Below are 15,054 nucleotides of genomic sequence, written 5' to 3'. Positions count from 1 at the left end.
CGCACACGACGCGATTCTCGTACGCGGCGCATGGGCTCGGTATGATGACGTTCCCGCCCCCTTCCGACCTCGACATGCTGACCGTCCACCACCTGAACAACTCGCGTTCGCAGCGCGTGCTCTGGCTGCTCGAAGAACTGGAGGTGCCGTACGAGATCGTGCGCTACGAGCGCGATCCGAAGACGATGCTCGCGCCGGCCGAATTGCGCGCGATCCATCCGCTCGGCAAGTCGCCCGTCGTGACCGACGACGGCCGCACCTTCGCCGAATCGGGTGCGATCATCGAATACCTGGTCGAACGCTACGGCGACGGGCGCCTCGCGCCGCCGCCCGGCTCGCCCGAGCGGCACGACTACACGTACTGGCTTCACTACGCGGAAGGATCGGCGATGCCGCCGCTGCTGCTCAAGCTCGTCGCGCTGCGAATCGCGCATGCGCCGATGCCGTTCTTCGCGCGGCCGATCGCACGCAAGATCGCCGCGACGCTGCAGTCGGGCTTCGTCGATCCGCAGATCGACCTGCATCTCGGCCATGTCGACGGCGCGCTGGCGCGCAGCGGCTGGTTCGTCGGCGACGGCTTCAGCGCGGCCGACATCCAGATGAGCTTTCCGCTCGAAGCCGCGACCGCGCGCGGCGGCGGCGGCCGGTATCCGGCGATCGCGCGCTTTCTCGACACGGTCCATGCGCGGCCGGCCTACCAGCGGGCGCTGGAACGCGGCGGCCGGTACGACCTGCTCAAGTGATCGGCGTCAACTCAGCAACCCCGCCGCGACGTTGATCGACAAGCCGAGCACGGCCATGTTGAAGTAGAACGACAGGATCGACTGCGCGAGCACCGAGCGCCGCGCGGCGCGATTCGCGAGCGACACGTCGGCCGTCTGCGACGCGACCGCGATCGTGAAGGCGAAATACAGGAAATCCCAGTAGTCGGGCTCCGGGTGCTGATCCGGGAAACGCAGCGCGCGGTCGCTGCACGGCGAGCCGTAATAGAGCCGCGCGTAGTGCAGCGTGAAGATCGTCGGGATCAGGAACCACGCGCCGAACAGCGTCGCGCCCGTGATCGCGTAGTGGCTGAGCCCCGCGCTAAAGCCGACGCTCTTGGCGGTCGCGAGTTCGATCGCGATCGCGGCCACGCTCGCGACGGTCGCAAGGCACACGACGGTCAGCACGGTCGTCGCATTTTCGTCCTCGCGGATCGCGACTTCGCGCACCTTGTGATGATGCGCGGTGACCATGCGCCCCCACATCAACGCCAGATACAACCAGACCGCGCAATCCCACCCGATCAGCGCCCGCGCGGTGGCTCGCAGCGGAAACGGCAGCAGCACCGCGCACAGCACGCCGGCGACGAATGCCGAGACCATGCGCGGCCGGTTGCGTAATACCTGCGGATAAAGCGTCATCGTGTGATTCCGAAAGCAGATAGAAAGGGTTCGGCCGCGTGCGCGGCTGCGCCACGGCGCCGGCGCGAAACGCGCCCCGATTATCCTCATTCCGGCGTGACATGGCGATGGGCGCGAGCGCCTGAGGAGCGCCTAAGATAAGGGGATGACCGCCACCGCCCTGCTCTGCCGCCATCCCGCGAACACGGCCGGCCGCGACTTCGTCGTCGGCGACCTGCACGGCTGCGTCGACGTGCTGCGTGCGCTGCTGCACGACGTCCGCTTCGATCCGGCCCGCGACCGGCTGTTCTCGGTCGGCGATCTCGTCGACCGCGGCCCGGCCTCCGACACCGCGCTCGACCTGCTCGACCGGCCGTGGTGCCACGTCGTGCGCGGCAATCACGAGGAAGTGCTGAGCCTCGTCGCGCGCGGCAAGCTGCCGCCCGACGCGTGGCGCGGGATTGGCGGCGACTGGGGCGCCGACCTGCCGCCGGAACGGCTGCGCGCGCACGCGGCGCGCGTCGACGCACTGCCGCTCGTGCGCGTGATCGGCGACGGCCCGGCGCGCTTCAACGTGCTGCATGCGGAATTCTTCGGCTCGGACGCGGATCTCGATACCGGCAGCTATCCGCACGACGTGCGCGAGCGGCTGATCTGGGGCCGCGATCTCGTTCAGGGGCTCGCCGATCCGGCGGTGCAGGCCGGGCTGTCGCTGACCTGCACCGGACACACGCCGGTGCGCGAGCCGCAGCGGATCGGCGCGCAATGGTTCATCGACACGGGTGCGTTCGCGCCGGCCGGGTGGCTCACGCTCGCCGAGCCGCGCACCGGCCGCATCTGGTCGATGACGCAAGCCGAAGCACGCGAGCGCCACGCGGAAGACTGGCCGCTGCCCTGACGCGCCAGCCGGCGCTTCGTCCCGCACGCGAACGCTAGCCGACCTGATTCAGTTCGAACACCGCATCGACGACCGAGCCGTTCCAGTTGTATTCGAGATAGGCCGCATGCTGACAGTCGCGCAGCAGCGTCGTGCGGAACGCGGCGAGACACTCGCCGCGCGGATCGCGCACCGACGGATAGACGATCCCCGCGCCGCCGGCATCGCGCACCGCGCGGCCGAACGCCTGCCCCGCGCTGTAGTCGACCGGATCCAGCAACGCGGGGGCGCGCTGCGGCCACGTGCGCACGTCGGCGACGTCGCCGTGCGCGAACACGGTATAGAGCCGCATCTGCTGGCGCATCGGCGGCTCCTTCGTCGCGGCGAGAAACAGCCCGCTGTGATAACGCGTTTCGGCGATCGCCGTGTCGCGCGAGCGCGTGCAGTAGAACACGCCGTAACTGCCGTCCGAGAAGCGGCTGCCCAGCGGATTCAGGTGCGTGAACGCGGCCATGATCGGCCCCCAGCCCTGCCCGTAGCGGCGCTCGGCGGGCGGCACGAGGTCGAGCGTGCCGACTTCGTTGCGGATGCGGTCGTTGGTCAGCGATTCGAGCGCGTAGAGCGCGTCGAAATCGTCCGCCGACGCGACGCGGTCGAACAGGTTGATGGCCGGAAAACGGGTGGGAATCACGCGATAGGCGGGCGCCCAGTCGACGGTGGTCATGGGCCACCGGGTGACGTCGATCGGTGTCGTCACGCCCAGCCACCCCGCATCGCGTCGAGATATTGCCGGACGGCCACCAGATCGCCGACGTTGCCGGCCAGCATCCGGTCGAGCGCGCGCTTGCCGCCGAACGGCGCGGCATCGTTGGGCCGCTTGACCCACGCATCGGCCGCGGCCGGCTGCGGCAGCAGGATCTGCAACGCCTTGTAGATGCCGAGTAGCAGCGACAGGCGCTCGAGCGTATCGCGCGGCAGACGTGCCGATTCCGGCGCGGCCTTCCACTTGAAGAACGTCGAGCGGCCGGGCGACCCGAGCAGCACGATCTGCTCGTCGATCGTCAACTCCCAGTCGCGCGCGATGTTGAAAAACGCACGCAGACCGGCGGCCGACATCTGCGCGACCGAAGCGTGCGGCACGGCGGAATGCGACTCGTAAGCGGGCTGTGACATGACGGTTAGTCTCGAAACGAATTTACTAACAAGATTAGTCCATTCTCGTATTTTTGCAAGGGTCGCACCCATCGCTCGTCACGCTGATCCGGCAAATCGATATTTTTTGTCCATTCTGGACTCTTATTTTATTTTCTGCGTTAATGGCCGGGCGGACACCGCGTCACGGCGCGAGTCGTGTCCGTGGAAACCGTGTCGCCCGGAACCCGGATGCACCCTGCCCAAGGAACGCACCATGAAGAGACTGATTGCCGCTGTTTCGATCGCCCTGCTCGCGGTATCCGCAGGCCCCGCCGTCGCGAAGGACTGGACCACGATCCGCTTCGGCACCGACGCGAGCTACGCGCCGTTCGAGTCGAAGGCGCCGGACGGCAAGCTCGTGGGCTTCGACATCGACCTCGGCAACGAGATCTGCGCGCGCCTGAAGGCGAAATGCGTGTGGCTCGAGAACGATTTCGACGGGATGATTCCGGCGCTGAAGGCGAAGAAGTTCGACGCGGTGCTGTCGTCGATGTCGATCACGCCGCAGCGCGCGCAGCAGATCGGCTTCACGACGAAGATCTACAACCAGCCGACGCGGCTCGTCGTGAAGAAGGGCTCGTCGCTGCTGCCGACCGCCGAATCGCTGAAGGGCAAATCGATCGGCGTCGAGCAGGGCACGACGCAGGAGACGTATGCGAAGGCGTACTGGGGCAAGCAAGGCGCGAACGTCGTGTCGTACCAGAACCAGGACGGCGTGTATGCCGACCTGATCGCCGGCCGCCTCGACGCGGCGCTCCAGGATGAAGTGCAGGCCGCGATCGGGTTCCTGAAATCGCCGCGCGGCGCGAACTACACGTTCGTCGGGCCCGAGCTCGTCGACGAAAAGCTGCTCGGCGTCGGCGCCGGCATCGGCCTGCGTCAGGAGGACACCGACCTGAAGGCGAAAATCGATCGCGCGATCGCCGACATGGTCAAGGACGGCACCTACAAGCGACTCGCGTCGAAGTACTTCGACTTCGACATCTACGGCGGCTGAAAAACGGCGTCGCGCGCGTACGGATACCGCTTCCGTCGCGCGCGTCCGACCGCCCCTCCCCTTCAACCGGATGGCAACGGCGGCGCGTGGTTCGCCGTTGCATCGAATGCCTGTCTTCCTGCATCGCGCGCGGCACGATGCGTCGATCATCGTTCGGATAACGGATCAATCGTTCGCGGCAAAGAGGGTCATGCGAACGGATCTCGTGCCGCCCGCGTCAATAGGCGAAGATCGGGCGTCGCGGTATCGGCGCCCGCGCGCACATGCCCATGCGGATCGGATTCGCGTGCAGGAAAGTGCCGACCCGGCGCGGATGACCGGCAACCAGCCGGATCCGCCTCGCACCGGGCGCGGAGAGATGGCCTGTCGAGGCACGCCTGTCGGCCGCCAGCGCGACGTTCGAGCGGCGATGTCCCGAATCACGGCGATCGCGGCCTGCGGACCGCGGCGTGTGACGATCGATCATTTTTCTACCCCGTTTGCTGTCTGATGTTTTTTCCGGCAACCGGACGATGCCGATGCCCCGGCGATCGGGCGACGACGTGCCGTGCTCGCCGTGACGCGGCCCGCCGCACCGCGCCCGGCCGCCGCATCCCCGCGGACCGCATCCTGGCCGGTACGGGCGGCTTTCGCTGCCTGACCGGACGAATCTCGCGTCGTCGACTCTCGCATGACCTTCTTCGCAAGGACCGGGCCAGCGCCGTGCGAGCCCGGCCGGACAAGGCGGTGACCGGGCCGGCTGGCGGCCAGAACGGCCGTGGAATGCCGGAAGTTACGGAACTGAAACGTGGGCGCCGCGGCGCGTGCCGGCCTTGCAACGGCGGGGGCCTTGCGGGATAAGGCTGAACAATGGAGCGCGGAATTTTTACCGGCGGCGGGCTGGCCGATCGGCCCGCTTCGCCGCGGAAATTCGCCCGGCGGCCGACGCGAAATGTTTCATGCGCTTTACATGCCGGCGGCAAGCCGCACCGTGGGTCGCTGCCGAACGCTGGACGCGGCGGCCGATCGCATGGCTATACTGCGACACCGCTTCACGCGACCTCACGCGACTTCACGCAAACGCTCCGCCCACGATGATCCGCACCTTCCATGCCGCCGAGCGCGCGAGACTGATCCGCTTCGGCGTGGCGGGCCTGGGCTCGACCGCGCTGCATGCGCTGATCGCCGCCGCGATGTTCGCGTCGTTCGACGCGACGCCCGTCATCGCGAACGCAACCGCGTTCGCCTGTTCGACCGCGTTCTCGTATCTCGCCAACACGCTGTGGAGTTTTTCGTCGCCGGTGACGTGGGGCAACTTCGTGCGCTTTCTCGCGGTCGCGACGGCCGGCCTCGCCGCGACGATGCTGCTGGCGCGCGGCACCGACGCGCTCGGGCTCGCCCGGGCATGGAGCATCGTCGCGGTCGTGCTGTGCGTGCCGCCCGTCACGTTCGTGCTGCACCGGCTGTGGACCTATCGGTGAGCCGCACCGCGCGCAGCGCGCGAAGCCGCTCATCCGACCCGCTGATGCTCCGCGTCGCCCGACGGCGCGCCATCGTGCCCGCCGCTGTCGCCATTCCCTCCGTTGCCGGCGGTGTTGTCGTGATCGTTCAGCCCGTGCTCGATCATCATCCGGTAGAGCGTCACGCGTGAAATGCCGAGTTCGGCGGCGGCCTTGTTGATCCGGTGGTCGTTGCGCAGCAGCGCGTTCTCGATCGCGGTGCGCTCGGCCAGCGAGCGCGCCTGTTCGAGCGTCACCGGTTCGGTTTCCCCGGGCGTGTCGAGCCCGAGATCGTGCGGCGTCAGCAGCCGGCTCTCGGCCATCACGATCGCGCGCCGCACGCGGTTGATCAGCTCCCGCACGTTGCCGGGCCATTCGTAGCGCCGCATCGCGTCGAGCGCGGCCGACGTGAAGCCGCTGATCTTGCGGCCGCTGTCGGACTTGAATTTCTGCAGCACGTAGTGCGCGAGGATGTCGATGTCCTTGCCGCGCGCGCGCAGCGGCGGCTCGTGGATGCGCAGCACGCACAGCCGGTGATAGAGATCCGCGCGGAAGCGTCCGGCCTCGACCGCGCCGTCGAGATCGACGTGCGTGGCCGAGATGATCCGCACGTCGACCGCGATCGATTCCTGCCCGCCGAGCCGCTCGATCTTGCCTTCCTGCAGGAAGCGCAGCAGGCTCGCCTGGCTTTCCACCGGCATGTCGCCGATCTCGTCGAGAAACAGCGTGCCGCCGTTCGCCGATTCGATCCGGCCCGCGCGCCGCTGGTTCGCGCCGGTGAACGCGCCGCGTTCATAGCCGAACAGCTCCGACTGCAGCAGGTGATGCGGAATCGCGCCGCAATTGATCGCGACGAACGGCCCCTTGCCGCGGCCGGAGCGTTCGTGAATCGCGAGCGCCGTCAGTTCCTTGCCGGTGCCCGACTCGCCCGAGATGAACACGCTCGCGTCGGTCTTCGCGACCTTGCGGATCGTGCTGAACAACTGCTGCATCGCCTCGCAGTTGCCGATCATCCCGTGTTCGCCGATCGACGCCGCATAGGCGGCGCCGTCGACGCGATCGAGCGCGGCCATCCCGCGCGCATGGCCGAGCACGTGCGAAATCCATTCGTACGGCAGCGGCAGCGTCACGTAATCGAAACAATAGCTGCGGATCAATTCGCGCACGGCGGGGCCGATCGTGATGCCGGCCTGCGCGATGGAAATCCAGCCGATCGCCGGCTGGCTCAGGCACATCTTCAGCGCGGGATAGTCGCGCGACGTGAACCCGGTGAAATCGACCAGCCCCGCGGCCACGCTCACGCCGGAGGTCATGTTCTGCGCGGCGCCGGCCGTCTTCGCGACCGCGATCTCCCAGCCAAGGCCGCGCAGTTGTGCGAGCAACGGCTCGTCGGGCGTGCGCATGATCACGAACAGCTTGCGTCCGGCCTCGGGAGCGGTGACGGATACGTCCGTCATCTCGGGCGCCGCCTGCCCGTTTGCGTCGGGTGACCTAGCAACCATCGTTGTTCCCCGCTTGGCGTTGGTATCGCGCGCCGGCTCACCGCCGCGTACGACGGACACGATCGAACCGACATATTGGCCGTATTTCCGTCCGAATAAAATCCCCCCGCTCATGAATCGCGCCGGAGGTCGACGTTGCCATGAACGGTATATCGATGCGGCCGGCCTGCGGCTAGAGGGGTGTTATCCCGGAGGCGGGCACGGCGCGCGACCGGAAGCGACCGGCGCCGCTCGCGCGAAGCCGCGCCGGTGCTGGCGCGCGGCGATTACCTGCGACGACGCGGCGCATGCACGCTCGGCGCGCCGGCGCATGCGCGCGCAACCGGCCGGCCGGGCAGGCGGGCGCCCGCGCAACCGGTTCCGGTTGATTTGCGTCAATCGTGGGAAGCAATCAGATGATGCACGCACGCAACATGCGCGGCGCCCCGCCGGGCGGCGGGCGGCCGGGTCAGCGGCCCGACGCGAGCGGTGCCGGCGCGTTCGCGCGGCCGCGGCCGGCCGGCGTGCCGCCTTGCTGGCCGTAGCGGGCGGCCAGCGCGTCGACCCGCGCGAGATGGTGGCGATTGTCGTGATCCCACGGATGGAAGCCCGGCCGGAAAAAGCTCAGCCATTCGCCGGCGATGCGCGGGAACAGCCCGCGGCGCGGCCCGTACAGGAACGCGATCACCCGCAGCAGGCCGCGCACGTGATGGCCGGCGCCGCGATCGCGCCGCAGCAGCGTCACATGGAGCAGGAACACGGTCGGCCAGAACGTCAGCGTCGTCAGCAGATACACGCCGATGCGGATCAGGTAACGGCGCAGCCCCGGCTTCATCGCGGCATTCCACACGTCGAACGACACGGCCTTGTGCTCGGTTTCCTCCAGCGCGTGCCACAACCACATCTGCCGGTAGCCTTCGACCGAACCGTCGAGGCGCGTCGGGTCGCTCAGCAGCCAGTCGGCGAGCATCGCCGTGTAGTGCTCGGCCGCCACCGTCTGCGCGAGCTGCACCGAATGCGGCAGCTTGCGCTTCATGTAGCCGAGCACCGTCCACACGCGCTTGTCCAGCTTGCGCGCGGGCAGCCGGTTCGCCTGCATCAGCTCGTTGTATTCGACGTGCTCGCGCGTGTGCATCGCTTCCTGGCCAATGAAGCCGAGCACCTGCTGCTTCAGCACGGGATCGTCGATCCGGTCGCGGTAGTTGCGCACCGAATCCATGAAGAAGCGCTCGCCGGCCGGAAACAGCAGCGACAGCGCGTTGAAGAAATGGGTCACGTGCGACCCGAGGCCATGCCAGTCCTTCGCGCGTTCGACCGGCAGGTCGAAGCGCAGGTCGCGACGCACCGGCATGATCCCGGCCGCGGTGGCGGAAGCGGCTGACTTCATGTTCATCGTTCTCCTGTTGCCGAGCGGCGCGGCATCATCCGACGCGGCCGGCGCAAGCCCGGGCGGCACATCGCGCGCCGCCAAATTCTGACATCGACAGATGTAAAGATAGGCCGCGCGCGCCGGCGCACGCAAGCCGCGCGGTAGATGCGCGCTTCCAAACGGGGCACGGTCGGAAAGATGGAAAAAACGGCGCTCGAACGGAGCCCGGACCCGGCGCGATTCGAACGCGCGAACTCGCGTACGGGCGAGCTGCCAGGCCCGATGCAGCGCGCCGCCATCAGGCCGCAAGCCCCATGTGGCGGGCCTTTCGCCGCTCCGGCGCCGGTCGTGCAGCCTGCGGCAACGCGTGCCGGTCGCATCGATTCATACGCGCGGCGCACTGCCGCGGCGCAACCTCGGCCCCGCGACACGCGAAAAATTCAAACGCGCGTTCCAATCGCATTTCGGGCGATCCCGCGCGCGACGCTCCGCCCCGCTTGACGACACGCGTACGGCGGCACGAAATCCGCACGCGCCGGCCCGCGGCGCGCTCGCCTACAATAGCGGTTTTACGTCACGCTCTTTCAGGAGAAATCATGTCCGTCATCACGACCGAATCGGGCCTCAAGTACGAAGACCTGACCGAAGGGACCGGCGCGGAAGCGCAAGCCGGCAAGACCGTCAGCGTCCACTACACGGGCTGGCTGACCGACGGTCAGAAATTCGATTCGAGCAAGGATCGTAACGACCCGTTCGCGTTCGTGCTGGGCGGCGGCATGGTCATCAAGGGCTGGGACGAAGGCGTGCAAGGCATGAAGGTCGGCGGCGTGCGTCGCCTGACGATCCCGCCGCAACTCGGCTACGGCCCGCGCGGCGCAGGCGGCGTGATTCCGCCGAATGCGACGCTCGTGTTCGAAGTCGAACTGCTCGACGTCTGACCCCGCATCCCGCCGGTTCCTTCCCGATGGAACGCCTCGCCTCCCCGGCCATCGCGCTGCGCCGCTACGCCACGTGCGAAGCGTCGGACGTGCACGACTTCCACCAGGTCGTGCTCGGCGTCGATGGCGCGATGGTGATGGCGGTGGACGGCATCGGCCGGCGCATCGACCGGCACGCGGCCTGGCTGATTCCGGCCGGCGCGCGCCACGACTACGCGGGCCTCGGCGACAATCGCCAGCTCGTGATCGACCTGCCCGCGGCGTCGCTCGCGGTACCGCGGCGGCTGTTCGACCATGCGCGCGCCGTGTCGATCGACCCGGCGCTCACGTCGCTCGTCGCGCAGGTCGCGGCGGCGGCCGCGCAGCACGATGCGCCGGCCGGCGACGCACGGCAGGCCGCCGCGCACCGTTTCCAGTGGCAGGCCGCCGCGCGCCTGTGCGACGCGCTGCTCGACGATGCGGGCATCGCCGCGCCCGCGTCGGGCCTCGATTTCGCGCGCATCGACCGCTGGCTGCGCGCGCGGCTCGCCGATCCGCTGCGCATCGCCGATCTCGCCGCGCACTGCGGCTACGGGATGCGCCGGTTTCATCAACTGTTCGTCGACGCGTTCGGCGAAACGCCGCATCGCTACCTGCAGCGGCTGCGGCTCGACGCCGCGATCGTGCTGCTCGCCGACGGCCGGCATTCGCTCGTCGACATCGCGGGCAGCGTCGGCTTCGCCGATCAAAGCACGTTCACGCATGCGTTCACGAAGCGCTTCGGCATGGCGCCGGGACGCTGGCGCGGCGAACGGCACTGAACGCATCGGCCTCGCCGAATACGCAGCGACGCACGTAGCAGGCAGCACGCGTCGGCACGCGTATCGACGCTTCACGTCCCGCTGAAACATCGCCTGTCCGTCGCCGCCTACGATGGACGCATGGATACGACCACACCGTCCCCTGCTTTCCCGCCGCCGCTCGCGCGCGTCGTCGCCACCGTCAGCATCGGTTTCGTCGTCACGCAGCTCGACGTGACGATCGTCACTATCGCGCTCGCGCATCTCGCCGCCGATCTGCACCTGCCGGTCGCCGGCCTGCAATGGGTCGTCGATGCGTACACGCTCGCGTTCGCGGTGCTGATGCTGTCGGGCGGCGCGCTCGGCGACCGTTTCGGCGCACGCCGCCTGTACATCGCCGGGCTGCTGCTGTTCGCGCGCTTGCGTCGCTCGCGTGCGGCGCCGCCGTCGCGCCCGCGATGCTGATCGCGGCCCGCGCGCTGCAAGGCGTCGGCGCCGCGGCCATGCTGCCGAATTCGCTCGCGCTGCTCAACGACGCGTGCCGGCACGACCCGCGCCTGCGCGCCCGCGCGGTCGGCGGGTGGACGACGGCCGGGTCGATCGCGATCGCGGCCGGCCCGGTCGTCGGCGGCCTGCTGATCGCCGCGTGGGGCTGGCGCGGCATCTTCCTCGTGAACCTGCCGCTGTGTGCGGCAGGGCTCGCGGCCACGTTCGCGTGGGTGCCCGCGCGCCGCGAACAGGCTGCGCCGGGCCGCTCGCTCGACCTGCGCGGCCAGTTCGTCGCGATCGCGATGCTGACCGCGCTGACCGGCGCCGTGATCGAATGGCGGCCGCTCGGCTTCGCGCATCCGGTCGTGGCAGGCGGCTTCGCGCTGGCGGCGCTGGCCGCGCTCGCGTTCATCGCGGTCGAATCGCGCACGGCTGCGCCGATGCTGCCGCTATCGTTGTTCCGCCGTCCCGCGTTCAGCGCGGCCGTGCTGTTCGGGATCTGCGTGAACCTCACGTACTACGGCACCGTGTTCGTGCTCACGCTCTATCTGCAACGCGCGCGCGGCGAATCGGCGTTGCAGGCCGGGCTCGCATTCCTGCCGCTCACGGGCGGCTTCCTGCTGTCGAATCTCGCGAGCGGACGCGCCGTCGCCCGATACGGCCCGCGCGTGCCGATGCTGGCCGGCGCGCTGGTCGCCGCGCTCGGCTACGGGTCGCTGCATTTCGTCGACGCGGCGACGCCGCTCGGCGTGCTGCTCGTGCCGTTCCTGCTGATTCCGTCGGGCATGGGGTTCGCGGTGCCCGCGATGACGACGGCCGTGCTCGCATCGGTCGCGCCCGAACGGGCCGGCATCGCGTCGGCGGTGCTGAATACCGCGCGGCAGGCCGGCGGTGCGATCGGTGTCGCGGCGTTCGGCGCGCTCGCCGGCGGCGGCGGTGGATCGCAGGTCGTCAGCGGGTTGCGGATCGAAACCGTCGTGTCGGTGGCGCTACTGCTCGCGGCCGCACTGCTCGCGACCCGCGTGCGGACCGATGCGCACCGCGGCGCACCGGGTGCGCGCCAGGCAGCGTCGGCGCACGATCGAGGGCGTGCGATCACGCGTCGCCGGGGTCGGGCTGGATCAGGTGACGCCACGGAAAAACGTTGCGCCGGAAGTGGCTCACGTACCCACCGCTGCCGGCCTGAATCACCATGAACTGCAACCGCGGATGCAGCGCCTGCAGCGTTTCGAGCGCATCGAGATCGAGACAGGTATTTCTCAGATACAACGCGCGGAGCCGCTGGCCGGCCGGACTCTTCAGCAGACGCTCGTATGCGTCGAACGACGTCACGCTGCCGGCGCCGCGCTCGTGCTTCCACGCCAGATGCAATTCCGTCGATTCGGAGAAGTCGAGGCAGCCGAGCGACGGCAGGTTGTCGCTGCCGGCAAGACGATCGATGAACTGCTGCGTGTCGCTACCGCCACCGATGCACAACCGGTTCAGGTGCGGCAACGGCACGTCGAAGAAGCGCGCATCGGGCGCGTTCGGCACCGTCAGCTCGGTGAGACAGGGCGCCTTCGCGACGAACCGGGCAATCTCGCCGCCCTCCTGCATGATCAGATCCCGGCGCACGATCATCGACATGTTGTGATCGGCCGGCTCAGTCGGCCGCACATACAGCGACCGCAGCATCGGAAAGCGCGCATCCGAATCGAGCAGCGGACCGAAATCCCATTCGCGCGTGCCGTTCGCACCTTCGTCCGGGCCGCTGAATGCCAGATCGGTCACGAGGCTCGCCACGTCCGGTTCCGCCAGACATTCCAGCGTCCAGTCGAGCGGTTCGCCCCAAGCCTCGCCGAAATACCGGACATGCAGCCCGCCCAGCAGCGGCGCGACGTCGAGATGATTGAAATCGGTCAGCCACAGCGGCTGCGCCGGATCCGCATGGTCGCGCCCGTCCTCGACGCCCTCGCGCACGCCATGGTCGTAGATGCGGTGCTGCAGGTCGAGCAAGCGCCGATAACCGGCGGAATCCAGCGGATGCGTCATGGCGATGCGGTTCCGGACGACGAAGATCGCGACAGTCTATCCGACGGCGCAACCGTCGCACATGACGCTCACCGCCGTGCCGCGCCGGCCTCGTCGTCGAGTTTCCTGACGACCGTATCGGCCGCCTTCAAAGGCCGGCCGTCGTCGTGCCGCAGCGCGAGCTTGCGGATCGCGCGCCCCGTGCCGCGGTCGACCAGCACCGAATGCGGCTCGCCGCGCGCGAACAGGTTGGCCTCGCCCCATTGCCGCAACATCACGATGACAGGAAACAGCCCCTCGCCCTTCTTGGTCAGCACGTACTCCTGATACGCGGTGCCGTCGGAGGCCGGCACGACGTCGAACACGCCGGCGTCCACCAGCCTCTTCAGCCGGTCGGACAGGATGTTGCTCGCGACGCCGAGGCTCGCGCGGAAATCGCCGAAGCGGCGCACGCCGTCGAACGCATCGCGCACGATCAGCAACGCCCAGCGATCGCCGACGATATCGGTCGCGCGCGCCACCGGGCACGGCGATTCCGCAAGACTTTTCTGCCTGGCCATCTTCCTCTCCGCAATCGCGCCGGCCGCCTTCGCGGCGATGCCGGCCATCCGTGCGCGAGCCCGTCGCCCGCCACTCAACAGGTTGCATTTTAAAACCAGTTTCCCTACACTCCGAACAAGTTTCAAATTGCAACTACATTACATGAGGGCACCATGGAGTCGTCCTGTCGTTCCGGCACCGTTGCATCGAACGCGCGAACCGATGCGATTCATCCGGCCGACGGCGGCCGCCTGTCGTCGGCGCGCGTCGCGCTGCTGGCCGTCTGCTGCGCGGCGAGCGTCGCGAACGTCTACTACGCGCAGCCGCTGCTCGATTCGATCGCGCGGGATTTCGGCGTGTCGCAGGCCGCCGTCGGCGGCGTCATCACCGCGACGCAACTCGGCTGCGCGCTCGCGCTGCTGTTCGTCGTGCCGCTCGGCGACCTGCTGAACCGCAAGCACCTGATCGCCGTGCAGCTTCTGCTGCTGACCGCGGCCTGCATCGGCGTGGCCGCCGCATCGACACGCGTCGCGCTGCTGGCGGGAATGGTCGCGGTCGGACTGCTCGGCACCGCGATGACGCAAGGGCTGATCGCATGCTCGGCCACGCTCGCCGGCGCAGGCGAACGCGGGCGCGTGGTGGGCGCCGCGCAGGGCGGCGTCGTGGTCGGGCTGCTGGCCGCGCGCTCGGTGGCGGGCGTCGTCACCGACATCGCCGGGTGGCGGGCCGTCTATCTCGTATCGGGTGCGCTCGCGATCGCGATGCTGGTCGTCCTGTCGCGGCTGTTGCCCGATCGGCACGCACCGCGCGAACGCATCGGTTACGCGGCGCTGCTGCGCTCGATGGTGTCGCTGCTGCGCGATGAACGCGTGCTGCGCGTGCGCGGCGCGATCGCGCTGCTGATGTTCGCGGCGTTCAGCATCTTCTGGAGCGCGCTCGTGCTGCCGCTGAGCGCGCCGCCGCATGCGATGTCGCACACGCAGATCGGCGCGTTCGGCCTCGTCGGCGCGCTGGGTGCGGCCGCCGCCGCCCGCGCGGGCCGGCTCTCGGACCGCGGGCGCGGCGAAGCGACGACCGGCGCCGCACTCGCGCTGCTTGCCTGCGCGTGGCTGCCGCTCGCATTCGGCAATACGTCGATTGCGCTGCTGATCGTCGGCATCGTGCTGCTGGACGTCGGCGGACAGGCCGTGCACGTCGTCAACCAGAGCATGATTCTCGGCGCGCGGCCCGACGCGCATGCGCGCCTGGTCGGCTGCTACATGCTGTTCTATTCGATCGGCAGCGGGCTGGGTGCGCTCGCGGCGACGATGACGTATGCGCGCGCCGGCTGGACGGGTGTCTGCGTGCTCGGTGCGGGAGTCAGTGTGGCCGCGCTCGGCGTGTGGGCCGCGACGCTGCGGCGTGCATGATGCGCGCCGGCCGGGCGGATGGAACGGGAAAAGCCGGCCCGCCCGAGACGGGCGGCCGGCTCGCGAACCGGCCGCGCACGTGTGCCGGTCGGGTTTTCGGTTCGGCTTCGG

Annotated in this window: 15 protein-coding genes and 1 pseudogene; 8 read left to right on the top strand and 8 right to left on the bottom strand. The window is 69.0% G+C overall.

The window, feature by feature from the left end:
• Positions 1-74 precede the first annotated feature (74 nt).
• On the top strand, positions 75-743 hold the full coding sequence (locus CFB89_RS19675; protein ID WP_089469451.1) for a glutathione S-transferase: 669 nt from the start codon (positions 75-77) through the stop codon (positions 741-743).
• A 6-nt stretch (positions 744-749) separates the two neighbouring features.
• Here CFB89_RS19675 and CFB89_RS19670 read toward each other — a convergent pair whose 3' ends face one another.
• Positions 750-1,403: a DUF1345 domain-containing protein gene (locus CFB89_RS19670; RefSeq protein ID WP_089469296.1), complete on the bottom strand. Its 654-nt coding sequence runs from the start codon at positions 1,401-1,403 to the stop codon at positions 750-752.
• 145 nt (positions 1,404-1,548) lie between these two features.
• Between CFB89_RS19670 and CFB89_RS19665 the strand changes: the two genes are divergently transcribed.
• Positions 1,549-2,280: a metallophosphoesterase gene (locus tag CFB89_RS19665; protein ID WP_089469295.1), complete on the top strand. Its 732-nt coding sequence runs from the start codon at positions 1,549-1,551 to the stop codon at positions 2,278-2,280.
• A 34-nt stretch (positions 2,281-2,314) separates the two neighbouring features.
• Here CFB89_RS19665 and CFB89_RS19660 read toward each other — a convergent pair whose 3' ends face one another.
• Positions 2,315-2,983, bottom strand: coding sequence for an RES family NAD+ phosphorylase (locus CFB89_RS19660; RefSeq protein WP_089469294.1), 669 nt, complete (start codon positions 2,981-2,983; stop codon positions 2,315-2,317).
• 29 nt (positions 2,984-3,012) lie between these two features.
• Positions 3,013-3,432, bottom strand: coding sequence for an MbcA/ParS/Xre antitoxin family protein (locus tag CFB89_RS19655; protein WP_050017968.1), 420 nt, complete (start codon positions 3,430-3,432; stop codon positions 3,013-3,015).
• A 235-nt stretch (positions 3,433-3,667) separates the two neighbouring features.
• Here CFB89_RS19655 and CFB89_RS19650 point away from each other — a divergent pair, with 235 nt between their 5' ends.
• On the top strand, positions 3,668-4,450 hold the full coding sequence (locus CFB89_RS19650) for an ABC transporter substrate-binding protein (protein WP_089469293.1): 783 nt from the start codon (positions 3,668-3,670) through the stop codon (positions 4,448-4,450).
• A gap of 217 nt (positions 4,451-4,667) precedes the next feature.
• On the opposite strand, the gene CFB89_RS19645 is transcribed toward CFB89_RS19650, so the two are convergent.
• Positions 4,668-4,916, bottom strand: a complete 249-nt coding sequence (locus tag CFB89_RS19645; protein WP_089469450.1) for a hypothetical protein — start codon at positions 4,914-4,916, stop codon at positions 4,668-4,670.
• 607 nt (positions 4,917-5,523) lie between these two features.
• Between CFB89_RS19645 and CFB89_RS19635 the strand changes: the two genes are divergently transcribed.
• Positions 5,524-5,910 (top strand): GtrA family protein, encoded by a 387-nt coding sequence (locus tag CFB89_RS19635; RefSeq protein WP_089469292.1) that lies wholly within the window; start codon positions 5,524-5,526, stop codon positions 5,908-5,910.
• A gap of 29 nt (positions 5,911-5,939) precedes the next feature.
• Here the strand turns inward: CFB89_RS19635 and CFB89_RS19630 are convergent, their stop codons facing one another.
• Positions 5,940-7,430: a sigma-54 dependent transcriptional regulator gene (locus tag CFB89_RS19630; RefSeq protein ID WP_089469291.1), complete on the bottom strand. Its 1,491-nt coding sequence runs from the start codon at positions 7,428-7,430 to the stop codon at positions 5,940-5,942.
• Positions 7,431-7,878: 448 nt separating this feature from the next.
• Entirely contained in the window at positions 7,879-8,796 is a 918-nt protein-coding gene (locus tag CFB89_RS19625; RefSeq protein WP_089469449.1) for a metal-dependent hydrolase, read from the bottom strand.
• A 578-nt stretch (positions 8,797-9,374) separates the two neighbouring features.
• Between CFB89_RS19625 and CFB89_RS19620 the strand changes: the two genes are divergently transcribed.
• The 3 genes and pseudogenes from CFB89_RS19620 (at position 9,375) to CFB89_RS19610 (ending at position 12,180) form a co-directional block, all read left to right on the top strand.
• Positions 9,375-9,716: an FKBP-type peptidyl-prolyl cis-trans isomerase gene (locus CFB89_RS19620; protein WP_006479474.1), complete on the top strand. Its 342-nt coding sequence runs from the start codon at positions 9,375-9,377 to the stop codon at positions 9,714-9,716.
• Positions 9,717-9,742: 26 nt separating this feature from the next.
• Entirely contained in the window at positions 9,743-10,516 is a 774-nt protein-coding gene (locus tag CFB89_RS19615; RefSeq protein ID WP_089469290.1) for an AraC family transcriptional regulator, read from the top strand.
• Between the two features lie 120 nt (positions 10,517-10,636).
• A pseudogene (locus CFB89_RS19610) lies at positions 10,637-12,180 on the top strand (MFS transporter).
• Here the strand turns inward: CFB89_RS19610 and CFB89_RS19605 are convergent.
• Positions 12,080-13,015, bottom strand: a complete 936-nt coding sequence (locus CFB89_RS19605) for a hypothetical protein (protein WP_089469289.1) — start codon at positions 13,013-13,015, stop codon at positions 12,080-12,082. The pseudogene CFB89_RS19610 and the gene CFB89_RS19605 overlap by 101 nt on opposite strands.
• Before the next feature lie 68 nt (positions 13,016-13,083).
• Positions 13,084-13,554 carry a helix-turn-helix domain-containing protein gene (locus CFB89_RS19600; RefSeq protein WP_179233481.1) on the bottom strand — a complete coding sequence of 157 codons (471 nt, stop codon included), beginning with the start codon at positions 13,552-13,554 and terminating at the stop codon, positions 13,084-13,086.
• A gap of 153 nt (positions 13,555-13,707) precedes the next feature.
• Here CFB89_RS19600 and CFB89_RS19595 point away from each other — a divergent pair, with 153 nt between their 5' ends.
• On the top strand, positions 13,708-14,943 hold the full coding sequence (locus CFB89_RS19595) for an MFS transporter (RefSeq protein WP_089469287.1): 1,236 nt from the start codon (positions 13,708-13,710) through the stop codon (positions 14,941-14,943).
• Positions 14,944-15,054 lie beyond the last annotated feature (111 nt).

Source organism: Burkholderia sp. AU16741 (assembly GCF_002223345.1).
Lineage (GTDB): Bacteria > Pseudomonadota > Gammaproteobacteria > Burkholderiales > Burkholderiaceae > Burkholderia > Burkholderia sola.
The sequence above is the reverse complement of the archived record's forward strand: the minus strand, read 5'-3'. Positions and strand labels throughout refer to the sequence as shown.